The 25,233-nt window shown below is 50.2% G+C and carries 14 protein-coding genes; 12 read left to right on the forward strand and 2 right to left on the reverse strand.

The window, feature by feature from the left end; translation table 11 throughout:
* Positions 1 to 41: 41 nt before the first annotated feature.
* Entirely contained in the window at positions 42 to 1,805 is a 1,764-nt protein-coding gene (gene recJ, locus ACN0YN_RS02940) for a single-stranded-DNA-specific exonuclease RecJ (RefSeq protein WP_417383484.1), read from the forward strand.
* A gap of 14 nt (positions 1,806 to 1,819) precedes the next feature.
* Here recJ and ACN0YN_RS02945 read toward each other — a convergent pair whose 3' ends face one another.
* Both ACN0YN_RS02945 and ACN0YN_RS02950 read right to left on the reverse strand, forming a co-directional pair.
* Complete coding sequence (locus tag ACN0YN_RS02945; RefSeq protein ID WP_417383485.1) at positions 1,820 to 6,160, reverse strand: PQQ-binding-like beta-propeller repeat protein; 4,341 nt, start codon at positions 6,158 to 6,160, stop codon at positions 1,820 to 1,822.
* A 73-nt stretch (positions 6,161 to 6,233) separates the two neighbouring features.
* Entirely contained in the window at positions 6,234 to 6,455 is a 222-nt protein-coding gene (locus ACN0YN_RS02950) for a hypothetical protein (protein WP_417383486.1), read from the reverse strand.
* A 398-nt stretch (positions 6,456 to 6,853) separates the two neighbouring features.
* Between ACN0YN_RS02950 and ACN0YN_RS02955 the strand changes: the two genes are divergently transcribed.
* Genes ACN0YN_RS02955 through ACN0YN_RS03005 form a run of 11 tightly spaced genes read left to right on the forward strand, consistent with a single transcriptional unit; the run spans position 6,854 to position 25,223 of the window.
* A complete protein-coding gene (locus ACN0YN_RS02955) occupies positions 6,854 to 8,422 on the forward strand; it encodes a DUF1549 and DUF1553 domain-containing protein (protein WP_417383487.1) in 1,569 nt (522 codons plus the stop codon).
* 2 nt (positions 8,423 to 8,424) lie between these two features.
* Positions 8,425 to 10,113, forward strand: a complete 1,689-nt coding sequence (locus ACN0YN_RS02960; protein WP_417383488.1) for an EF-hand domain-containing protein — start codon at positions 8,425 to 8,427, stop codon at positions 10,111 to 10,113.
* 36 nt (positions 10,114 to 10,149) lie between these two features.
* Complete coding sequence (locus ACN0YN_RS02965; protein ID WP_417383489.1) at positions 10,150 to 11,772, forward strand: hypothetical protein; 1,623 nt, start codon at positions 10,150 to 10,152, stop codon at positions 11,770 to 11,772.
* Positions 11,769 to 12,812: an extracellular solute-binding protein gene (locus ACN0YN_RS02970; protein WP_417383490.1), complete on the forward strand. Its 1,044-nt coding sequence runs from the start codon at positions 11,769 to 11,771 to the stop codon at positions 12,810 to 12,812. Before ACN0YN_RS02965 ends, ACN0YN_RS02970 begins: the two co-directional genes overlap by 4 nt.
* Complete coding sequence (locus tag ACN0YN_RS02975) at positions 12,809 to 14,278, forward strand: hypothetical protein (protein WP_417383491.1); 1,470 nt, start codon at positions 12,809 to 12,811, stop codon at positions 14,276 to 14,278. The genes ACN0YN_RS02970 and ACN0YN_RS02975 overlap by 4 nt, the downstream gene beginning before the upstream one ends.
* A 2-nt stretch (positions 14,279 to 14,280) precedes the next feature.
* On the forward strand, positions 14,281 to 16,131 hold the full coding sequence (locus ACN0YN_RS02980; protein ID WP_417383492.1) for an ATP-binding cassette domain-containing protein: 1,851 nt from the start codon (positions 14,281 to 14,283) through the stop codon (positions 16,129 to 16,131).
* Entirely contained in the window at positions 16,128 to 19,178 is a 3,051-nt protein-coding gene (locus ACN0YN_RS02985; RefSeq protein ID WP_417383493.1) for a VWA domain-containing protein, read from the forward strand. Before ACN0YN_RS02980 ends, ACN0YN_RS02985 begins: the two co-directional genes overlap by 4 nt.
* Before the next feature lie 28 nt (positions 19,179 to 19,206).
* On the forward strand, positions 19,207 to 20,223 hold the full coding sequence (locus ACN0YN_RS02990; RefSeq protein ID WP_417383494.1) for an AAA family ATPase: 1,017 nt from the start codon (positions 19,207 to 19,209) through the stop codon (positions 20,221 to 20,223).
* Positions 20,224 to 20,229: 6 nt separating this feature from the next.
* The gene (locus ACN0YN_RS02995; protein WP_417383495.1) at positions 20,230 to 21,135 is read left to right on the forward strand and encodes a DUF58 domain-containing protein; all 906 of its coding nucleotides are present in this window, start codon (positions 20,230 to 20,232) and stop codon (positions 21,133 to 21,135) included.
* Positions 21,132 to 23,015, forward strand: coding sequence for a vWA domain-containing protein (locus ACN0YN_RS03000; RefSeq protein WP_417383496.1), 1,884 nt, complete (start codon positions 21,132 to 21,134; stop codon positions 23,013 to 23,015). Before ACN0YN_RS02995 ends, ACN0YN_RS03000 begins: the two co-directional genes overlap by 4 nt.
* Before the next feature lie 30 nt (positions 23,016 to 23,045).
* On the forward strand, positions 23,046 to 25,223 hold the full coding sequence (locus tag ACN0YN_RS03005) for a hypothetical protein (protein ID WP_417383497.1): 2,178 nt from the start codon (positions 23,046 to 23,048) through the stop codon (positions 25,221 to 25,223).
* Positions 25,224 to 25,233: the final 10 nt, after the last annotated feature.

Below are 25,233 nucleotides of genomic sequence, written 5' to 3' on the forward strand. Positions count from 1 at the left end.
ACTTCTGATTTTGAACTTTAAGCAGGGAATCGAGAGCAGGGATGACTCAAAACTGGCGTTTTGCCCCCCACGATGAATCACAAGTGCGTCGTCTCAGTTCCGAAATGCGAATTTCACCTCTGCTGGCACAGGTGCTTATTGCCCGGGGACTTCAGGACGCTGCCGCCGCTCGAAGCTTTATCGATGCCCGCATGACGGAACTGCTGGAACCCTGTTCCATGCCCGGCGTTGAATCCGCCTCCGATCGGATTGTTGCCGCTCTGAATGAGAAACGGCGTATCACTATTTACGGTGACTACGATGTGGACGGAATGACGGCCACCAGCATTCTGTTGCAATGCATTACGCTGGCCAACGGGCAGTGTGACTATTTCATTCCCAATCGTCTGGATGATGGGTACGGATTAAACTGCGATGCCATTCGGCAGTTGCACGAAGAAGACCCGCAGCGCTTGCTCATTACGGTCGACTGCGGAATCACCAGTGTCAACGAAGCGGCCCTGGCCCGAGAACTGGGGCTGGAATTAATTATCACCGATCATCACCAGATGGCCGAGGAACTACCGGATGCCGACTGTCTGGTGCATCCGCGTCTGCCGGACAGTGAGTATGAATTTCCCCATCTCTGTGGAGCGGGTGTTGCCTTGAAGCTGGCCTGGGCGGTCTGTCAGAAACTGGGAGACGGTCAGAAGGCATCGCCACAGATGCGCGAATATCTCAAGTGTGCCGTGGGACTGGCGGCGATCGGGACGATCGCAGATGTCGTTCCGCTGGTGGGCGAGAACCGGATTCTGGTTCGTTACGGCTTGAGCGCACTGGCTGAGCGGGCACCACTGGGATTGCAGGAACTGATGAAGGTCGCTGAGATCAAAGCCGGTCAGATGCTGGATACCGAGGACATTGGCTTTGCCATCGCCCCCCGTCTGAATGCGGCTGGTCGACTGGGACAGGCCCGCCTGGCTGTCGAACTGCTGACAACCGGGAATCAAGATCGTGCTTCGCAGTTGGCAGCCTATCTGGACGAGCTCAATAAAAATCGCCGAACGGTCGAACGCCGCATTTTCAAGCAAGCCAAAGAAATGGTTGAAGAACACGCGGCGTGGGACGAGCATCAGACTCTGGTACTGGCGCATGCAGACTGGCATCCCGGAGTAATCGGGATTGTTGCCAATCGTGTTTCGGAACATTTTGAAAAGCCGACAGTGCTGATCGCGCTGGATGCCACCACGCGTACCGGGCAGGGGTCTGCACGATCCTTTGCCGGATTCGACCTTCACGCCGGTTTTTCAGCCTGTGCCTCTCATCTGGTGCGGTTCGGAGGGCATCAGGCCGCAGCCGGACTCAAAATTGAAGAAGACAATATCGAATCCTTTCGGCAGGCGTTTGCAGAGTATGCTGCCGAAGCGCCCAGGCCTTCGGATGACGAACTGCTCGTCCGCATTGATGCTGAAGTCTGTCTGAATGAGATCACCAAGCAGTCTGTAAAAGAACTGGATTGTCTGGGCCCCTTTGGTCAGGAAAATCCACGACCTCAGTTTGTGGCAACACGCGTGCAACTGGCTGAACCCCCTCGCACGATGGGGGAAGGGGGACGTCACCTGTCACTGGTTTTCCAGCAGCATAATACAAAAATACGCGCCATCGCATTTGGGAAAGGAGAATGGGCCACTCAAATGGATGAAGATGGCGGCCCGTTTTCGATCAGTTTCGCCCCCGGGATCAATCGTTTTCGCGGGTTTGAAAGTGTGCAGCTGCATTTGAAAGACTGGGTTTCGGAAAAATCAGAAGCTCCGGTCACTTCGTGAGCTATTGTCTGGTTTCATTTTTCGCTGATCAGCTCGATTCCGGAGATTACCGGTAAATATTTTGAGTTTTCAGCCGGCAGCAGTTCCAGTTCGATCCGATCCTGGACCGGAACATGTTCGAACTGCAAAACCAGGCTCTGCATGGCCTGACTTGTTTGTTTTCTGAGATCCAGAGACTGCTGGACCAGTTCCCCCTGCAGTTTGATGTCGAACAATCTCTGGCCGACTTCGACTTTTTCATCTGGCTCGGTGAAAGTCAGTTTGACCGTGTAAAGATTTGTGTCAGCTGTCGGGGACTGGTTTGTTGCCTGATCAGTTTTCCCGGATGAATCCGTTTTCATCTTTAACACAAGACGTGCAGAACCTGATGAAGCCCCTTTATAGGACCGGGCAATGCGAGTCCCCGTTCCTGTGATCAGAAAACAGAGGGAGCTCCCCCTGGACCAGCCCGGCTGAGCCAGCACTTCCTGAAGCAGCCCCTTCAGATCGGGTGTTGCCTGGTCTGCTGCATGGGCATCCACTTTCGTCCAGGCAGGGGGAGTCCATGTGACATTTGCTTTAGTGCGCTTGCGGGATGAGAGATTCTGTTTCGATTCGACAAACGGTTCTGGGTTCGCGGACGCTTCGGCTTCGATTTTCAATTTTGACGGTGATTTTCCCGTCTCATCCACCGTAAACTGAATCCATACGGACTCAAGTTGATCGCTCGTGGCGAGGGGGATGTTCGAGAAACGCAGCCCGACAACTTGTGGATCGCCTGCATCCAGCCCCAGTTCCAGATCGCTACTGTGAAGCTTGACTTCCCCCCTGGAATCTTCTTCTGCATCATCTTCCACGCCGGCAATCGGAATTCCGGGAAGTGGGGTGGCGTTAGTCTGCTGTTGAATTGCGATCGTGATTTTCTGTGGATCGATCATGCCTGACGCAGCGACCCAGTTCATCCCCTCGTTTTTCGATGAATTCCGGACCTTCAAAGCGTGATGACGGAACAGTTCATATTTTTTATTGGAAACAGAGACTTTCAAGTCTGGTGACCGCCCTCCGACACTGGGATAGTCCAGCCAGAGAGTACCGTTTTCTGAACTTCGATCACCAGGAGCGCCAAAGTTAATGCCTGCCTGTTTTACGGTTCCTGCAGACTTTGCATCACTGCCTAACTCGCTGTTCGTCCAGAATTCAATTTCCGGCATGTGAATCAAAGCCAGCGAGGTCTGGTTCTGATAGGAGCAACTGCAGGTACGCGTGTAGTCTGGTGCATTCAGCACGCCGTTCGCCACAACCAGGTTTGAAGTACAGCTTGATTTAAAGCCACCAAAGTTTCCGGTGCCACTCTGAGATTGCAGGTCATAAAAGCCGGCAGCGCCAGAGCGAAATGTCAGCAGGTTTTCACTGGCAATGACATAGTTGCAGCCATACGTGCGTGAGAATTTCAGAGGCTCCTGCTGCTGCGTGATTGGATTGGTAATCGTATAAGGAGTGCCATCCAGGAGATTGAATGCGCCTCCAGAGACTTCATAGGAGTTGGCTGAAGTGATGATGAGATCGTTATGCAGAACACAGGGGCCTGTATATTTCCGCTTCTGATTCTGCCAGCGGATCGAGCCATCCTCCGCGTTGTAGGCGATCATTCCCTGGCCGATCTCATCGCTGAGCCGGTCTTTTGCCCGTGCGCCTGCCTGCAACAGGAGATCGTATTCTTCAGAATAACCCAGCCACGATCCAAAAATATGGTCCCGGGTCGACCAGAGTTCTTTACCAGTCAGAATATCGAAACAGACGATGCGATATTTTGAAGGGTCAACGAGGCCACGCCGGGAGAGTTTTTTCTCGGCACTGGCAGGCAGTTTATCCAGACAATAGATCCGGTTTTTGCCCGCAACAATCGCGTTGTGCAGGAAAGAATGAATCGCGTCGACCTGCCAGAGAATCTCACCCGAATGCCGGTCATAAGCAATTAAGCCCTGGCTAGCAGAAAGATCGGTTGCAGCCGGACCATCTTTACCCGGCTGTTCATCCACCTGTTTTCCGAAATGACCAAACCCGTTTCCAGCCAGCAGAATATCATTGTAAACTGCAATGAAGGCCCATTCTTTCCTTGAATCGGGCAGCTTGATGATGCGTTTTGTGGCGCCGTCTTTCACGTCTAATACATGACATTCGTGCTGCATGGCCAGGTAGACTTCATCGGCTGTCGCGATGTAATTGGTGCCACGCGCATTTGCTCCCGGAATATGTCGCTGGTTGTATTGTGTGCTGAGGGGGGTGTCTTCGTACGTTGAGTTGAAGTAAATTCCGAAGGTTCCGAGATCCTCGAATTCTCTACGCCAGAGAACCTGCCCGGTGTAGACATCGCGGGCGCTGAGGCTGTTCATTCCTTCCAGAAAGGTACGTCCGCCAATCACCTGTTCTGGGGGACCGTGACCGTGGCGGGGCAGAATGTCTTCGTGCGTGTTTCCGCCAAACCAGAGAACTCCCAATGGCAGTTTTACCCGTTTATCGTTCGATTTGACGGTGTTGGCGATATCACCATATTGATGAGTCCAGTCTGCGGAATCGGGCAGCGCCCCTTCACGGGAAATCAGATGACCATTTGACGTTGTTTTCAATTGTGCCTGGGCCAGATCGGATTCCTGCACAAGGCGATTTAGCTTTTCAGACAGACTCTGACCGACTGCGGGAATCCAGATCGCACCGCCATAAGGGCGGACTGAACGATAAATCTGCTCTAACTGTTTTGCATTCAGTGATTGCGCAAACGCGTTACTGAGCAGAGTCAAACGTGCGATATGTTGCGGAGCCTGGTAGGAATCGGGAGTTCCCTGATGGGCTGAGATTCGGGAGCCGTACAAACCCAGTGCATCATAGCGGGCTCTCAAACGGGCAATCTTGTCGCGGCTCTCTTCGATCACAATCAGTTGTAATTTTGAATTCAACAGCAGTGCATCAAACAACGCTTCATTTTCGGCTCCATAACAGATCACGTATCCTCGATCCGATTGCGCTTCAGCGAGCAGTGCATTAGCCAGCTTCACCGTCTGTGAATCCGGAGCAGACAGAACCTGGGATTCGGATGGTTCTGGCTTGATGGTCTTGCCAGCAGCGCCCAACGCCAGAATGTCTCCCGTCAGAGTGACAGCAAACAATTTGTTATCAGCCGCCAGCAAACGCTGAATTCCCTGTGGCGCCGGTTGCTCCCAGGCAACCTTTGGTTTTTGGTCAGAAGCAGCAGGTAACTGGATGGCAGATAATTGCGTTTCACCGGCAGCATAAAGGCGTTGACCGGCTCGGATGAGATCGCCGCGACCATCGGCGGCGATGGTCCACTGCGGCTGGTGTGTGGTTCGACTGGCCTGAATCAGAGTCTGCTTGTCTTTTTCTATCGCAGAGTAGATCTGACCTTCATGGAGTACCGGTTCATTGTAGACAAACAGGTTGGGCAACCCCGTTTCCAAATTATACGCGCGCACGCCCCGATAGCGGGTATGCACAAAGAACTCTTTCTCACCGGCGATGACAAAGGAACCACCATTGCCTTTCCCTCCCAGATGAAAATATTTGAGTTTCCCCGTTTTGCGGTCCAGCGCAGCGGGCACGGATCGACCGCCGGGGACCAGCAGCAGATCCTCTGTCGCGACCAGCGTTCCCTGCGGAGCGACACCAGCAAATGACGGCGCACTGTGAGGCTGTTTGATATAATCAGCGCTGGTCGAATCATTAACCCAGTTTACGTTTCCGGTTTCTGCATCCAGCGCGTAGATAAATGTGCCCATGAAAGGCCAGATACTCGCCGCAAAATAAACCGTGTTATCATAGAGCACAGGACCGCCCCGCGCGGGCCAGGCTGAAATGACTCGTTTGTTGCCAAGTGTTTTCTGTGCGCCCGGAGCACCGCGGAATTTCCAGACCAGTTCACCGTTCGTAGAATCCAGGCAGTATAAAAAGCCATCATCACTGACCAGGTAGACACGCAACTCTGTTGCCACCGGACTAAAGCGGACGGGGCCATCCGCGTAGAACGTCCAGAGCGTCTTGCCGGTCTCAGTATCCAACGCTAGCAGTTTGTCCGCGTCATTAAAACCGACATACATCCGTTTGCCGAATACCACCGGCTCCAGAATCTTATCATACGTCATCAGGTCGTTATTGAGCGTATCATCCCAGACCTGTTCGCGTGCACCAAAAGATCTGGTCCAGAGGGGAGCCAGTTGCGCGGGGAGGTCATCAGGTGAGGATGCGGTGTGGCCGGCATCATAGCGCCACATCGGCCAGTCGCCCGCGATGAGAGCCCCCGGGAAGAAAGCGAGTAGACAGAGCAGACACAACAGGTATCGAATGAACAATTGATTTAAAGACATAAGCGTTTCTATGAGTCGGCGGGCTGGAAGGCTAACAGGGGATTGTGCAAACTTCGCAGCTGATTTTAGTGTATTACGTGTCCGCGTTGCTACCATTTTGTTTCCGGTTTTCTCCGGAACGTAAATTCACAAATAAGGTTGCGATTCCCCAGATCAGAATAACAAAACCGGCGGAATTCCAGAACCAGCCCAGTTCCCGATCAAGTGTCGCGAAGTAAAGCATGCCTGCTCCGGCGGCGATGACAAAGAGATCATCCTTATACCTTTTGATGAACAGTTTCAGATAAGTCAGCATTCCAGGATTTGATTTCTTTTAGAAATGAGGCGGCAATGGAGAATTAGTTACGCAAAAAACAGAATTGAAACCGTCTTACTGGTGAATCAGACCGTCAAAATGGCCGTTGAACATCATGTAAGTTGAAAATAACAAGTTCCAGTCGATTTTAACGGCCTTTTATAGCAATCGGACAGGGCAAATCGACCTTGTATTCAAGTTCTGGCATTGTACAATTGACTATATAATACAGTGGTTCCATTTCAAAGGCCCGTCTGGGATAAAGCATACCTGAATCAGGTAAAATCAACGCGATTGAGGACAGTCGAGCAGTGTTGAGAAAACTCATAATACGATTCAATCCCTTGCATAAGACAGCAGGTCTGTCTGGGGTACTCGTTTTACTGCTTACCCAGACTATGATCTCACTTTATCCTGAAGTAGCACGCTCAGAAGATTCGCAAAAAGCCGCGCCCTTATCCACTCAAATTGATCAATTGATTCAGGCAGCACAAAAACGAGAAGGGGTCATTTCTGCGCCTCGCTCGACCGATGCTGAATTCATGCGTCGTGTTTCCCTCGATTTGACCGGGAAAATTCCTCCCGTCTCGGAACTGCGAACTTTTATTGCGGACCCGTCTCCGCAAAAACGGGAACAGCTGGTAGATCGTCTGCTGGCGAGCCCTGGTTTTGTGGTGCATTTCACGAATGTCTGGCGCGACATGTTGTTGCCCGAACTGACGACCAGTCTTCAAGCCAGAGGGCAGATTCCGGAATTTGAAGCCTGGCTGCGATTACAATTCCAGGCAAATGTTCCCTATGATGAATTGGCGCGCCAGGTCATCAGCACATCACAGGGTGCCAACTCACAAAGACAACCTGGTGAAGTCGCGCAAGAACTGACTCCCCGTGCCTATTATCTGGTCAAGCAGTTAAAACCGGAGAGTCTGGCAGCAGGAACCTCGCGGGCTTTTCTGGGGGTCCGAATTGAATGTGCTCAATGTCATGATCATCCCTTTGACAGTTGGAAACAGCAGCAGTTCTGGGAATACGCCGCTTTCTTTTCGAACATCGTTCAGGCCGGTTCAAATCAGGTTGCCGCTGAATTACCCCTGATGGATCTGGGGCGTCATCCCCAGATCAAAATTCCCGATACAAATCGGCTGGTGGATGCCACATTTCTGGATGGAAAGAAACCGGACTGGGAACCGGGAGCTACCAGTCCCCGGATCAGGCTGGCGGAATGGATCACAGCGAAGGACAATCCCTATTTTGCTAAAGCTACCGCAAATCGTGTCTGGAGTCTCTTCTTCGGACGGGGAATCGTTGATCCGGTTGATGATTTTTCGTCTACAAATCCAGCCACGCATCCGCAATCGCTGGAGCTGATGGCAAATTCACTCAGTGCGCATGATTACGACCTGAAATACCTGATTCGCGAAATCGTAAACAGCCAGACTTACCAGCTCACCAGCCGTCAGACCGACCCCAGTCAATCCCGGGTGGAGTGGTATGGAAAAATGCCAACACGGGGACTGACGGCGGAACAGATTTTTGCCAATCTGGTACAGGCAACGGGATTTTTCCGGCAAACAACAGACGCCGATCCCTTTTTATTCTCACAGACGACGAACAGCCCCGAAGCAGAAATCGGAGACCTGTTTCAGAAAGATGCCGAGAACCAACTGGATCCACGAGCGACGATTTTGCAGGCATTGGCTCTGATGAACGGCGAATTTATGGTAAATGCCACCAGCCTTGAACAGTCGGATGTCTTTACGGCAATCGTTGAATTTCCCCAACTGACGATCGCAGACAAAATTGAGGCGTTTTATCTGTGTACTTTATCCCGATTCCCTGTGGAATCTGAAACAAAGAGACTTTCAGAGTATATTTCCTCAGCCGAGTCGGAGGAGGAGAGAACTCATGCGTATTCCAATCTGTTCTGGGCTCTGCTGAATAGCAGCGAATTTTTATTGAATCATTAGTGATGTCACCTGTACTCAAAGTGGTCATATTGTTTCTGGTAACGGGAATGGGGGGCAGTTATTTGACGTCTCCTGTTCAGGCGGGAGAGGTACCGCCTGTTACTGCGAAACAGCCGACCGGCCAGCGTATCATCCTGCTGGCGCCTTCGGCACCGATCATTCTGGAAATCAATCTGCTGGTGGATCAGTCAGATTTCCGATCGATCAGCAACGATTACATCGACAGAATGTTTGCCTCTCTCGACCGTGACGAAGATGGTTTCCTCGATCTGAAAGAATTGAAATATCTGCCTGCCTTTGGCATTCAGCGTTATGATAAAGGAAACCTGCAGGCACGCCTCAAACAGCTTGATACAGATCTCGATCAGCGACTCAGTCTGAAGGAATTTGCGGTCTATCTTCACAGCGGACAGGGTTCCGCATTTCGGGTTGCCGGCGTTCCATCAAGAAGCTCTCAGGTGATTGAACTGTTTCGTAAACTGGATCAGAATCAGAATGGAACACTCAGCGATTCGGAGCTGGAAGCCAGCCCGCAGACACTGTTTCAGTTTGACCGGGATGAAGATGACGTGCTGAATCTGACAGAATTACGTCCGTTCAATTCAAGTCAGACTAACAACGCGGCTCAAAGCCCCTTCCGCCAGACAGAAATAGAAACGGCTTTTCTCCGGCTGGACCACGATCGTTCGGTCAACAAAGCCATTGATGAAATCCTGAAGAAGTACGTTGAATATACCAATCCTGAAAAAGATGCGATCTCTGTTGGTTGCTTTCAGCAGGATCGACAGGATTCCGAGCAAGTCCACGATTCCGATCAGAACGCGGATGGATTCTTAAATCGGGAAGAACTGTTTGCGTACCTGCAAAATCCTCTGGTGGATGTGCAGTTACAGGTCAGCATTCCGCGTGAGGAAACATTTCGGCCACACCTTAAATTTCTCAATAAAACCACAAACCGGGTCACTGAAGTCCAGGTTGTTTCGAGTTCGAAAATCGAATTTCACATCGATGGTCTCCTGCTGGAACTGCGGGTTAAAAGTAGCCGGCATCTGCTGGCGAATAATGTGCGATTTTACCAGTCTCGGTTTCGTGTAGTCGACAGCGATAAAAACGGGTATTTGACGGAAGCAGAATTTATGCAACTGAATTTGCCGGGTGGTGACTATAAAAAAGTCGATAAAAACAAGGACGAGATGCTGTTCGTCGAGGAATTAACCGAATTTTTGATCAAAGATACTTCCGAAGTGCAGAATCAGGTTGTCATGACAGTTGCCAATGATGGTAGATCATTGTTTGAAATATTGGATACGGACCAGGATCGTCGGTTAAGTCCACGAGAATTGCGAAACAGTGTGCAACGTGTTAAAGAATACGATGGAAATCGTGACCAGGCACTCGATCACAGCGAATTGAAAGGTCACTTTAAAATTACGTTTGAGCTGGGAAAACCGGAACTGTTTGTTTTTGCACCGCGTACGGACGCGATGTCGATGCAACAGAATATGACGATTCCCAGAACAATGAATGGTCCACGCTGGTTTCAGCGTATGGATCGCAACCGGGATGGAGACCTGTCGCCACGGGAATTCCTGTTTGAGCAGTCTCTGTTTAAAAAATATGATACCAACCAGGACCAGCTGATCAGCCCTGCAGAAGCAGAAGCGGTCGGCGTATCTGGGAATAATAACTGATATCGCCTGACTCCTCCCTTTTTTGAGGTGAGACCAATGGAACAGATTACAAAATCCACTCGACTGATCAATCGCGTTCAACAGCGGCTGGCTCTGGCTGTGTGGGGGCAAAAGTTTTTTCTATCCTTTTGTATTTCACTCGGCGTTTATCTGGTTGCGATGCTATTTAGTCGCTTCACAGGATATCTGACAGAATGGTTTACTCTGCCTTCCCTGGCAGTGGTTGCGATTGGGACCGTTGTCCTGTCGATTTTCCTGTTCCGTAAACCGGACAATGAGCAGGCGGCACGGCTGATTGATCAGAAACAGAAAACCAAGGATCTGTTTCTCACAGTCACTTTGCTGGAAGAGGCCATGGGAAATTATAAACCGCTGGTACTTCAGGATGCCGAACAGCAGGCGTCGATAATTCAACCAGCCCAGGTGGTTCCCTTCGAATGGGCCAAGCGGTTCACCATCTGCTGCTCTGCCGGACTGCTGCTGTTTCTGCTGCTGGAATACACGCCGCAGTTTGATCCTTTTGGCAAAGTGCAGGCAGCTGAAGTCGAGCAGGAGAAAGTGAAAGAATTCCAGAAAACGAAAAAGGCAACGCAGGCGCGGCTTGCGGAATTAAAAAATAAGGATAACGGCGACAATGATGAAGAATCGAAAGAAGTCAAACTGGCTGTCGAAAACCTGAAATCTGATTTTCGCAAGATGGAACCTGGCAAAAAGCAGAAAAACGCAGAGACTCTCGCAGCACATCAGAAATCCCTCGGCAGCCAATGGCGCAAACGGGCTGAAGAGAATATGAAAAACATGATGATGAAGACAGACCAGGCGCAAAAGTTTGGTGAGATGTCAAAAGAAGAAGGGATGCAGAAGTGGAGTAAGGAACTGCAGGAAGGTTCAACCCAGTCTCTCATGAAAGAAATGGAAGAACTGAAAGAGCAACTGCAGAGACTGCAGAAAGAGACCGACCCGGTCAAACGGGAGCAACTGAAAAATGAGATTCAGAAAAAAATGAAAGAGATGGAATCGTTTGCCCGTGAGCAGACGAATTCCAAAGCGATGGCCGCCGCACTTAAACGGGCGATGCAGCAGATGCAGATGGCGCAATCGAAGGGAATTTCACAGGAAGAGGCACTTCGCGAAGCGATGCAGTCAATGGATCTGGCGAAAATGGAATTGAAAGAAATTTCACAGTCGGCGAAGGATCTTAAAAAACTGGAAGAAGCGTTAAGCACTTTATCGAAAGCGAAGAAAGCAAATGATAAATCAGGCCTGGATGGCGAAATGTGCGAAAACTGCCTGACACTGGAAGACTATGAAGACCTGTATGCCAAGTTGATGGGAGACGCTCAGGGAGAAGGGACCGGCGGAGAAGGACAGGGCGGTGGTGGCAAAGTTGATGAAGAGGATACCGGAGACAAAGGATTTAAAACAGAAAAATCCAAGTCTGCCATTACCGCTGGTAAAGTACTGCTCTCCTTCAAGACAAAAGGGCTCAGTGACCGGGGAGAAGCCCGGAAGGACTACAAAAAACTGTTCACTGAACTGAAGCAGGGCATGAGTGAAGCCATTATGCAGGAACAGATCCCTCCCGGATATCACGATGGCATCAAAAAGTATTTCAATTCGCTTGAGAAAAAAACTGAAGAGAACGCAACCGGCAAATGAATGAACCCCGAGGACGCAGGACCAGGTCCGGATGGTTGATGCTGGCATTTGTTGAAATTGCTGTCGTCATCATGATCGGATTGGTCTTTTACTACCAGAATCAGGATGAGGCTCTCGTTGTCTACTGCGCGCATGATGCCGTTTTCTCAGAGAAGATCCTCAAACAGTTCGAGCAAAAGACAGGCATCAAAGTTGAGCCACGTTTTGACACGGAAGCCACTAAATCGCTGGGCCTGACGAATTTGATCATTCGGGAAAAAGACCATCCCCGGTGTGACGTGTTCTGGAACAACCAGGCACTGGGCACAGCAGCGTTAAAAGAGCAGGGGTTACTGGCTTCCTACCAGGGACCTGGTTTCCAGAGAATTCCAGCTGAGTTCAAAGATCCTGAGGGGTACTGGACCGGATTTGCAGCACGTTTGCGAGTTTACATCGCCAATACTGATTCCTATGAACTTTCCTATGAGAACGTGGCGGAGACACTGACAGGCCCGTTGGAGCGGGTTGCCATTGCCAAGCCTCTTTACGGAACGACGCTCTCGCATTTTACAATTCTCTGTGATGCCTGGGGATTAGAGAAATTGCAGGAGTGGTATCAGTCGCTTCTGGATCGGGGTATTCAGGTCACATCCGGTAATTCCAGTGTGAAAAACCTGGTTGCCACTGATGCCTGTCTGCTCGGGTATACTGACACCGATGATTATTTTGTCGCCGTCGATGCGGGGCAACCCGTGACTGCATTACCGGTTCTAGTGGAAGAAAAAGCCCTGCTGATTCCCAATAGTGTTGCCATCATCAAAGGGACTAAACGACAGAAACAGGCGGAAGCACTGGTCGATTATCTGCTGTCAGCGGAGGTGGAGCTGGAATTATCACAATCGCAGTCTCGCCAGATTCCGCTGGGCGAAGTCGACTGGGATCAGGTGCCTGAAGATGTTCAGAAGTTTCACCCTTATGTGAAACAGGCATATCCTCTGTCTGATCTCGTCAAACAGAGAACATTGACGCTGGACTGGCTCAAGTCGGAGTACTTGAAATGAGCCTGTCCACAATCTGTGGTGTGACGGTGTTACGCAGTCTCATCATTTCACTGATCGGAGTTTTCCTCTGTCAGCGACTGTCAACTCTGATTGATCGGTCGGAAACTCGCTACACATTTTTTTTATGGTTTCTGATACTCGCTCCGATTTTGGTTCCGGAACTGATTGTCGGTTATGCCTGGTCGCTGTTGACAACACAACTGATTCATTATCCGGTTCTGGCGGAAGTGGTGTATTCCACTCTGGTTTTATCGAGAGTCGTTCCAGTGGGACTCATCTGTTATCACATGGCTGCGCAACCACAAATTTCGGGAGAAGCAGATTTCATTCGTAAATCCGCTTCCAAAACGGGCTTTGAAATTGGACGCTTTCCTGCTCGGTGGAGTTTCTTTCTCAGAAAAACGTTAGTACGTATTCTCCCTGTCTGGTGCCTGCTCTTTCTTCTGGCTTTTCAGGAATTTGAAATCGCCTCGCTACTTTATATGAATTCCTGGACGGTCTGGATCTTTGATGCTCAGGCAGGAGGAGTGCCTGTCCGAGAAACACTGGCTTATCTGATTGGCCCGTTGATGATTGAAGTTCTGCTGCTGGCGGGAGTCCTGTATCTCTTAAGAAGCCTCGAACAGCAACCGAACTATCTGCAACAGCATCGCTACTCAAAAGTGAATCGATGGCGACAGATTCTGGCTGTCTGCTATCTGGCAGTCGCCACGTGCTGCGTGGTCCTGGTTCCTCTGGTCATGCTGGGGTGGGGCGGTTTGATATCCCTGAAAAGTGTGCTGCAAAATCGATTACAGATTATGGGAACGCTACAGGAATGTTCCTGGGGGCTGTTATATGCGACGACATCCGGCATTGCCGCATGGGGGCTGGCAACATGCTTTTTTAACCGAAGACAGTCTCACCTCGTCAAACTAATGGGTTTGATTTGTTGTATTCCCGGTTTACTGGGCTCGTTAACCCTGGCACTGGTGATTGCATCTTTTTTTCTGACACAGGCAGGCAGTTGGCTTTATGGAACTCCGGTTCCGGTTTTACTGGGCTTTGTGCTGTATCTGTTTCCCAGGGCTGTTTTCATCAAACTGGTATTCCAGAAACAGGAAAACACGGACTCCCTGTTTCTGGCACAATTATTAAATCGATCGGTTTGTCCACAGCAGACAGAGAACGGGGGTCGGCTGCTGTGGGTGAGCAGGGGACGAATGCAATACTGGGCCGTCGCGGTCCTGGCCTTCTGGGTTTACTGGGATGTGACGATCAGTTCGATTCTCGCTCCTAACAGCGGTATGACTTCAGCAGTCCGTCTGTATGGGCTGATGCATTATGGCCAAACATCCGTTTTATCAGCAATTAGTTTGATCAGTTGCTGTATTCCTGTTTTACTGGCACTCATACTGTTTCCTGTCGTCCGAAATGTCTGGATCCGATACAGCAACCAGGCTGAACTCAATCAGTTCGTCTCATAAATATGACCACACACAGTTCACAATCAGAATCGCTGCTATGGTCGCTGACTGATGTCAGTCTGAACTGGGCCAGCGGTACGCGGCTGACAGAGGTGAATCTGGAAATACCCGCTGGCGTGACTGCCGTCATGGGCTATTCCGGTGCAGGTAAAACGTCACTATTGAATTTACTGGTCAAGTTCGAACGCCCTGATCGAGGGACTGTGTTAAGAACGGGATCAGCAGACGATGGTCTGGACCTGTTCTGGGTGCCTCATACACTGGGGCTCTGGCCGCAATACTCAGTATTAGAGCATTTGACCCTGGTCTGTCCTCAAGCTGAGTTACATCAGTTTTCACCAGAATCCCTGCTGGACCAATTCAATTTGAAACCACTGGCTGCAAAATACCCGGGTCAACTCTCGCAGGGAGAAGCGTCCCGGTTGGCAGTCGCCCGTGCATTGGCGAGTCATGCGCGGGTCATTGTCATGGATGAGCCTCTGGTGCACGTGGATCAGGCACACTGGCCTGCATACTGGAAGGTGATTCGCGAGTTTTGTCAGGAGCGGCAGATCTCACTCGTTTTTTCGAGTCATTCTCCCGAACTCGTTTTGCGAGAGGCAACACACGTCGTCTGCCTGGAACAGGGGCGCATCGTTTACGCAGGCGACGTAAATGAACTGTACCATGATCCCCCTGATTGTCAGATCGCCGGCTACCTGGGGCCGGTCAATGACCTGAGTAAGGTTGATCGTCAAGCAATGACCGACAACGAGAAGTCTCCCCGTTTTACCCGTCCTGAGCAACTATCGATTGTCAGCGACGATCAGGGGTTCTATGAAGTACAGGATGTGAAATTCAGCGGTTCGGTTGAGGAAGTCACCCTGATCGGTGATGGAAATCCGCAAACCAGTCCGACACTATTTCATCGACCCGCACGTTCCCGTTTGCGGAAAGGGGAGCGTGTTTCCATTCGACTGCTGCTGCTTTTCTTATGCGTCCTTTTTCAAACTGGCTGTATTGATGATGCGCCGCAGTTGACGTTTTCCGAGACAGTCCAATGGCCTGTCCCCGCGGAAGGTCTAAAAGTTCCTGCGCCGCGCAGTTTGAATGTGGGGCCCGGTGATGAACTCTATGTACTGGATAATGCGGGGCGCGTCCTCGTCTATAATTCGGATAATGATCTGGTTCGACAATGGGAGATGCCTGATTTTGAAATTGGCAAACCTGAGGGGATCTGTCTGCTGAGGAATGGCCAGATCGCTGTTGCCGATACACACTACCACCGGGTTGTCTTCTTTGATCAGCACGGGAAAGTTCTAAAATACCTGGGTGAATTGGGAGAAGGCCCCGGTCAGTTCATTTATCCTGTCTCTGTCGTTCAGGACCCTGCCGGCAATATCTATGTCAGCGAATATGGAGATAATGATCGCGTGCAGAAATTTTCCGAGCAGGGCGAATTTCTGCTGGAATTTGGTTCTGTGGGTACAGCTCCGGGGGAATTTCAGCGCGCCGCCGGGATAATCTGGCATGACGGGAAGATCTATGTTTCCGACGCAGTGAATAACCGGATTCAGGTTTTTTCTGATGAGGGACAATTTCTCGAAGTTCTGGGCACGAAAACCGGGGGGCTGTCGCTCTATTACCCGTACGACATTGCCATCGATCGCCATCACAATCAGCTCTACATCGTTGAATATGGTGCAGGACGCATCACCAAAACGGACCTGTCCGGCCGTGTTTTAGGGGTATATGGGAAGACCGGGATGAATCAAGGAGAATTTCTCACTCCCTGGGGACTTACAGTAAATTCCAAAGATCAGGTATATGTGGCTGACACGGGAAATCGATTGATCGTAAAATTGATACCATGAAAATCAAAGAACTTTATCGCCAGTTAGTTCCTCGACCACGCACCCCGGTGACGTGGATGCGGGCGGTTCCTTTGATTTCCTTTCTGGTTCTTTATGCGGCTTTGTGTATCGGTCTGGAGCAGTCCGGCGTTCTCCTGTTCGCCAGACCGTGGGCTTTTGCATTAATCCTGTTTTCCGTCTGGGTCTGGTGGCTGTCCATTGCCGGTTATGGTGGTTTAAGCAAGGGTCGCGCGCTGGCAGCCTTGATCTCGCGTCTGCTGATGCTGGGACTGTTTGTCATGCTGATTGCAGAACCCAGGTCGGTTCGCGTGCGCGATGTCGTCTCTGTCGTTTATGCTGTAGATCTTTCCGACTCGATTGGTGAGACTTCGGTCGATACTGCTCTGCAATTTGTAATTGATACTGTAAATAAAAAACCGCAAACCGACGAAGCCGGCCTGGTTGTATTTGGTAGAAACTCAGCCGTCGAACTTCCGCCCCGCGTCTCGTTTCCTTATGAGGCATTAAATTCGCGGATTGACAGAGATGCGACAAACCTGCAGCAGACTCTCTCACTGGCGGCGGCAATGCTGCCGGAAGAGAACAGAGGACGCATTGTTCTGATCAGTGACGGCACGGAAACCGAGGGATCGATTTCCCAGGTTCTAAGTGAGCTGAAATCGCGCGACATTGCCGTTGATGTGTTGCCGCTTCACTATGAATATGACAATGAAGTCTGGCTGGAGAACCTGGAACTGCCGCGGTTTGTCAAACTGGGAGAAAACTATGAAGCCGCGATCGTGCTCTCTTCACTGAAACCAGGCAAAGGCCAACTGGTTTTACGCGAAAACGGCCAGGTAGTTGGGACGCCCATAGAAGTCGCATTCAAAGCGGGTAAAAACCGCTATGTGATTCCGATCGAATTGAAATCTCCCGGTTACTATGAATATTCCGCCACGATCGAAACGGAAACTGGTGAAGACCATCTTCTTGAGAACAATACGGTTCTGAACTATATCTATGTCGAAGGGGAAGGCAAAGTTCTGATTGTCACTAACCCTGACTCGCCTGGCAACGAAGCCGACTGGCTCTCGCTGGAGAAAGCCATCCGGGATGGGGAGCGAAATGTGGAGACAATCTCTGCCTACGAATTTCCCAGCGATTCCCTTTCACTGATGCCTTATGATGCGATTGTATTTGTCAATGTTCCCGCCGATGCGTTCAATGTCATTCAACTGAAAGCCGTTCACGATGCCGTTTTCAATCAGGGAATCGGCTTCATGATGGTGGGAGGGGAAAACAGTTTCGGACCGGGGGGCTATCATCGTACTGTGATCGAGGACGCGCTCCCGGTGACGATGGACATTACGAAAAAGAAAATCCTGCCTAAAGGGGCGCTGGCGATCATTCTGCATACCTGTGAATTTCCGGAAGGGAATACCTGGGGAAAACGAATTACGAAACAGGCCATCAAAGTCCTGGGGGCGCAGGATGAAGTGGGAGTGCTGGTCTATGACTATATGGAAGGGGAAAAGTGGCTGTTTAAACTGATGCCCGCGGGCGATTATGAAAAAATGGTTCCCAAGATCAATGGCGCCCAGATAGGTGACATGCCCAGTTTCGCCAACACCATGCAGTTGGGGCTGAACGGCTTGATTAAAAGTGATGCTTCCACCAAGCATATGATTATTATTTCAGACGGCGATCCGCAGCCCCCCACTCCGCAGTTGATCGGTCAGTTTATAAAAAACAATGTCAGCGTCTCCATGGTGGCGATCTTTCCACATGGAGGAGAAGACATTTCCAAAATGAATGATATCGCTGCAGTGACAAAGGGAAAGTACTACTTTCCTACTGATCCCAATCAGCTGCCTTCCATTTTTATCAAAGAGGCAAAAACGCTGAAGCGGAGTATGATTCAAAATGAAACCATTACCCCGGAAGTGGGCATGATCTCACCCGTCCTGAAAGGGATCCCCACGATTCCGAAATTACGCGGGTATGTACTGACAACGATCAAACCGCGGGCAGAAGGGGTCCTGAATGCTCCCGAAAAGGAAGAGGCAGAAGGTGAGATTGATCCCATCCTGTCTTTCTGGCGATACGGATTGGGGACAACAGCCGCTTTCACATCGGATCTCTCTCCCAACTGGGGAGCCGACTGGGTCAACTGGGATCATTATCAGGCTTTCATCAAGCAACTGATGATTAAAATCTCGCGAGTTGAAAAGCAGGATCACCTGAAGATGTGGAGCCATACAGCGGGGAATAAAGCCACAATCATGGTCGAAGACTTTCATCCGGAAGAGTCATTCCTGAATGTCGCTGCCCGGATTTCAGGCCCGCATGATCGTCAGGAAACTGTAGTACTCAAGCAGGTCAGCCCCCGTCGCTATCAGGCGACTGTTCCGCTATGGGGTAAAGGTCGGTATCAGGTCATGGCAGTTGGCAAATCCGGTGATCGGGAAGATCACGCTAACGGGGGATTCATTGTTTCTTATTCTCCCGAGTTTCTGCGGTTCCGCTCAAATCCAATCGTACTTGATCAGATCGCAGAGCGGACAGGAGGACAGAGACTGCCAATGGAAGAGAATGCATCAGAAATCATTTACGGCCGCCGGGATCCCAAAATGAGTTCGAACCCGATCTTTGACTGGTTCCTGATTGCATTGGTGATTCTGGTACCTCTGGATGTGGGAATCCGACGGATTCAACTGGACTGGTACGTCATTAAAGGCTGGTTCCGGTTTAGAAAAGATGATCAAAGCAGTACTGCCACCATGGGGGCGTTGTTGCAGCGGAAGCAGGATATCACTGAGGAAATGGATTCACGCAAAGGTCAACCCGACCAGCAGACTCAGCAGTCAACGATTGCAAAGCTACAGGAGCAGCGCGAGCAGACAACCAGAAGACCCGAATCTGGTAAAACAGAAACCAGGCCACCCGACAGTAAAACAACCGATAAACCAGAACCACCGGCGAGTGGTTCCCAGGATAACCAGACGACAACCGGCCGACTGCTCGATTTGAAACGCCGCAGGAATACCGATGACGATAAAGATAAATAAGCCAGTTTAACATCGTGGAGATATGAAGATGAATCAGCCAGAAACCACCGAGGAACCCATTGTTCTGCAGGCGGAAGCCGACCATTTCAAAAAGGTTTTCAATGAAGCCCGATCCGAAATCGCGCGGATGATTGTCGGACAGGAGCGCGTGGTGGAATCAACTCTCTATGCCTTGTTTTGCGGCGGAAATGTTCTGCTGGAAGGAGTACCAGGACTGGGAAAGACCGAGTTAGTCAAAGCCTTATCACGCGTTCTGGATTTGAACTTTCAGCGGATTCAGTTCACTCCCGACCTGATGCCGGCGGACATCATCGGAACGAATATCATGAGTACTGACGAAACAGGCACTTATCGTTTTGAATTTCGTAAAGGCCCAATCTTCACGCAATTACTGCTGGCCGACGAGATCAACCGTGCCTCCCCCAAAACACAATCGGCGCTCCTGGAGACGATGCAGGAAGGGACGGTGACCGCAGGTGGTACTCACTTCCGACTTGACCAGCCATTTTTCGTGATGGCAACCCAAAACCCGATTGAGCAGGAAGGAACCTACCCGCTTCCCGAAGCACAGCTGGATCGTTTCATGTTCAAGATCAACGTTCCGTTTCCTAACCGGAGCGAACTGAACACCATCGTACAGCAGACGATTCTGAAGCAACCAATCGAACTGAAGAAGCTGTTGAACAGCGAGCAGATCATGGAACTGCGAAGCGTTCTGGATAAGGTCGTCGTTGTCGAACCAATCCGCGATTATGCGATCCGCCTGGTCCTTTCGACGCATCCTGGAACTGATTTTGCCATCGATGACGTTCGTCGTTTCGTGCACTGGGGCGCCAGCCCCCGCGCCGCCCAGTCATTGATCAAAGCAGCCCGCGTTCGGGCCCTCAGTGAAGGCCGGGCACATGTCGCTTATGAGGATGTACGCTACTTCGCTAACGAAGTGTTACAGCATCGAGTTCTGTTGAATTATGACGGGCAGGCGGAAAACGTCAGCGTCAAAGATCTGGTTGAACGAATCTGCCAGGAATTACCGGAAAAGGAATAATCACAGGTGTCGCAGGGATCTCCACTCACTCAGTTCACGACTTTATTTGATAACAAAACGTTATCGATGCTGGAACGGATGCGCTTAAATCCCACGCGCAGACTGACCAATCGCAGTCGTGGCGAACACCTTTCAGGCAAAGGGGGGACGAGTACGGAATTTTCCGATTACCGTAATTACGTTCCCGGCGATGATGTCCGCTATATTGACTGGAACATCTTCTCCCGTCTGAATCGTCCTTTCATGAAACAGTATCAGCACGAAGAAGAAATGCACGTCGTTTTAATTCTGGATGCATCATCATCCATGGATTACGAAGATAAATTTCTGCGTTGTCAACAACTGGCTGCTGCGTTTGGTGTGATGGGGCTGCTCAATTTTGAAAAAGTGAGTGCCTATGTCTGCCATAACAGGGGAGGACGTCCCCAGCAGTTTCTGCCGACAACCGGTCGTGGCAGTATGAAACGACTGTTTGATTTTCTGAGTCAGCTGGAACCAGGCGGCGATTCACCCATTGAGAGTGCTGTCGATGATGTGCTCAGGTCGCATCGCGGTCGCGGCATCGCCATTCTGCTGTCGGATTTTGAATCTTTTGGTGATTTGCAACGTCCGATGAATCTGCTTTACAGTTCCGGACTGGAAATATTTGGCGTGCAGATTCTGGCACCTTCTGAGGTAAATCCGGAAATCAACGGCGATCTGCGCCTCGTGGACAGTGAAAGTGGTCAGACCCTCGATATTTCTTCAGCCGGTGACCTGTTAGGTCTGTACCATGAACATCGCTGCATGCTGGAAGAGCATCTGGCAACCCTGTGCCGTCAGCGCTCTGGTAAGTTCCTGATGGTCAACAGTGGCGATAATCTGGAATATGTCATGTTTGATCAGTTGAGACGGAAAGGATGGGTCATATGAATTTCTGGCCTGGCTTTTACGCTCTCCAGGGGGCCTGGTTCCTGCTTTTGCTGATACCACTGATTATCTTTTATTTCCTCAAATTAAAACGACCACATCAGCGTGTGCCTTCGCTGGCCCTCTGGAGTCAGGTCATCAACGATCGCCGGGTGAATTCACCATTTCAGAAGTTCAAGCGCAGCATCCTGCTGCTGCTGCAGATCTTACTATTACTGTTTCTGGTTTTGTCATTAATGCAGCCTTACATTCAAAGCGGTGCAGAGCGTGCAGAATATCTGCCGATTTTAATCGACTGCTCGGCAAGTATGGCTGCGACAGATCCAGACACCGGAAAGACTCGGCTGGATCTGGCAAAAGAGCGTGTGACTGACCTGATCGACAATATGTTGCCTGACCAGCAGTTCTCACTGGTCGCGGTCAGCTCAACAGCCCGTCGTTTAACAGCTTTTACTGACAACCAGCGTGTTTTGAGGAAAGCCCTTGCTGACTTGACCGTCGATGACGTCCCGAGCCAACTGGAAGATGCACTGCGAATGACACAGGCTTTGTCGCGCACTGCCCCCATTAAAACGGTCCTGTTTTACTCCGACGGAAATTTTCCCCGTGAAGTGAATTTTGAACTCCCCTTTGAACTGAACTTTCAGTTGCTCCCGACAGCAGGGGCCAATATGGGAATCACGTCCTTCAATGCACGCAAAAATCAGGCAGGTAACTGGGATGTCTTTATTCGGATTGAGAATTCCAAACAGGCGGACAGTCCTGCTAAGGTCGAGCTGATTCAGGACGGAACCAGTGTCGCTGAGGAAGAGATCGTATTGGGGAGTGGTGATTCCCAGAGACTGGAATTTTCGATCGCAGCCGATAAAGAATCCAAACTGGAAGCGATTTTAAAACCAGGCTCAAAAGACAGTCTGACTTCAGACAATCGTGCATTTCTCACCATACCGCAATCCAGATCTTTACTGGTCTATATTGACCCCGAATTAGCCAGTTATCGTTATGCCCTGGCGGACAATCCGGAACTGATACTCTATCCACAGGACAAGAGCCCGACGGCTCCCCTGGAATATGACCTGATTATCGGTAGCTCGGAAAAAGATCTCAACAAACCCGCGCTGGTAAAACTGGGGGTTGGATTTGTCCCCGAGGATTTAACAAAACTGATTTCTCTGGAGAGTAATCTGACCGATGTGGTCGACTGGAATCGCAGTTCATCCTTATTACGCCACGTCGAACTGGCTGATGTGCAGATTTCGCAGCAACCGGTCTGGGTAGAGAAAGCCAGCGTTGAAGATCTGGAAGAGCTGGGGTACGAAGTCCTTATTCACGGGCGGCTCGGCCCCCTGTTATTACAGAAGCGAAATGCTGGCGAACTGGAATTCTATTTTCTGTTCAATACCGATCGTTCCACGCTGCCATATCGCGTTGGTTTTCCGATTATGGTTTCAAATTTAATACAGCTGACATTACAGGAAGCGGGGATTTCCGAGGCCCAGGCTCCGGCGACTCCCATTCTGCCTCCGCTGGAATTTCAGCCGGAAAAGCAGTACGAGATTCAAACACCAGCCGGGAATGAATTGCGTGCTGAAAGTGACCCGAATGGGCGAATCACTGGAGTTGCCGCGTTGCACACCGGCCAATATACCATCAACGGAGCGGGAGCAGATAATGCCAAAATCAGCGTAAGTCTTTTAAACCCTTTAGAGACTTCTCTCGTTTCCGTAGAAGAAATTCAATTCAGTGAAGTGCCTGTGACAGCAACTCAAACGCAGATCGACAGTGACAAGCCGCTCTGGGGGGAGTTCGCCTTTATTGCATTTCTGCTGCTGTTAGGTGAGTGGTGGTATTTCCAGAAACGACCTTCAGGAACCATGTCGTAAACAGGATTTATAGAAACAGGTTGGAAAAATATGAACTGGAAAGTCCTGCAAGTGGTCTGGTTATCCTGTGTTCTGACAACACACCTGGCCATCGCGCAGTCGAACCCGATCACAGTTGATATTCATCAGATAACACAGTTCCCTAAAGGGAATGGACCGCTTTCACTGGTCTGGCAATGCTCAGTCTCCACTCCCGGGCTGCTGGAAGGGCATTTTCTGATCACAGCCTATGATGGAAATGAACCGTTTGGACAATTTCGGTCTCATGATGTCGCATTGCATTCGGGATACCATGAAGTCCCCATGATGCTGCCTTCGATGAAGGTAGACAATCCCTTTTCCGAAGTGAAATTACGCCTCAGTTTTATCACATCAGACGCTCGTTATGATTTCAAAGATCCATATACTCTGAAAGTCGGGCGACTGTATCAGAGAACGCTGGCAGTGGGAGTCTGTGATCCCTTTGTCGGAAATATACCGCCAGCTCTGAAAACGTTTCTGGATCAATTGAAATTTGAAGCGATCAGCCCCAAAGAACCGGTAAAGTTCGATGTCAAAAAGTACAAAGTCCCGGCATACTTTGCAAATCAGCGTGAGTACTTTGCTCAACCTTTGAAACTGAATCTGAAAACCACTTCGATACACCTGCAGCCGGAGGATTATCCAAAACTTCCTGTCGACTGTCATCAGTATGACATTCTTGTGATCACGGCCCGCGGTCTGGAGGATATGGAATCGCGTCACATGAAAGCCATTTTGCAGTGGGTCCGTTCCGGTGGCAGCTTATGTGTGCTCACCGGAGAGTCAACGGGAAGCAATCAACTGGAATTTCTCAACAGCCTGAGGAAAGGCGATGACGGTTCTCCTCTGTTAATGAATTCTAAAGGTCAAATTGACTTTTCCGAAGAGAATCAGGTTCTATTAGTCCGCACGGGGTGGGGACGGACTGTTATCCTGCGCCAGCAGGCACTGGAAAATAATTCGCTCACTGCAGATGAACGTGCGCAGATTCCGTTTTTTTTATGGAAACTGAGACAGTCACAAAAGGACTTTTACGATCAAGAGCATCACTGGGATGAAGAAAAGCTGATCCAGGAATACTTCGAGCGGGAAAAGAAGGAGAACTATCGAAGCTACAGTGCGTATGCCATTTCAGACGTGCTCAGTATGACTTATCGGCCCATCTATACGGGAGGCATGTTAATCAGTGATCTGATGCCGGCGGAATTACAGATTGTCCCTACCTGGGTGATCGGTATCATATTGCTGGGATATGTACTGATGATTGGTCCTGGTGAGTATTTCCTGCTGGGATACTTTAAAATACGACGGTTCACCTGGATCACATTCCCTGTCATATCAATTTGCGTCGCCTTATTTGCTTTTGTCATCTCCGATTATTATATGCAGTCTTCGCATGAACGTAAAACGCTGTCGATTCTCGATCTGGACAGTCAAGGAATGCCTGTCAGGGAGAATGAGATTGAACTGCTCTTTACGAGTTCCTACCAGACAATTGAAACCAGCCTCAAGTCGGGGCTGTTCAGTCCGCTCAAGCAATCGGAACCAGGCAGAGGCTTTAACAGTTACAATACTCAGCAGAATGCCACTCCGGAACTGGTGGGGGCTCCCTTCTACCAAGGTTCCATTCCGACACAGTATTCGGTCTATCAAAACATGCCGCAATGGACGCCTCAGTTGAACCGGATTGTCAACAATTACCCGCAAAAAGAATTACCTGAATTCAACTGGTCCGCAATCACTGCTGATCAACTGAATTCGGAAGCCAGTCGTGGAAAGCTCATAAATCGGGTAAAAGCGGCATTCGGCGAAGATGCCGTCCTCCTGATTTATAAGGGTACATCCGACGGGAAACCAAAACGGTTTACTTACTATCTGAAACAGTCCCTGATGGCAAATCCGCTGCATGCCGGTGGGGTGACAGCATTGTTAACGATGATCCACCGACCTCATACCCAGTATCAGGTTCAATCCCAGGAACAAGTCTGTTTTATGGATGACCTGTGTGTCCGGCAGCAACAGGGGCTCTTTCAGATTGTCTCCCAAACGTCCCCGGCAGGCGGAACGAATTATGAAGACTTGAGTATTCTGGACTCGACCGATCCCCGTCAATGGCTGGTCATCGTTTATGTTCCGGGAAACGAGCAGGATACGATTTATCGGCAATTCATTGTGTCAGACTTTTAAGAGTATTACC

This window comes from Gimesia sp. (assembly GCF_048260065.1).
Lineage (GTDB): Bacteria > Planctomycetota > Planctomycetia > Planctomycetales > Planctomycetaceae > Gimesia.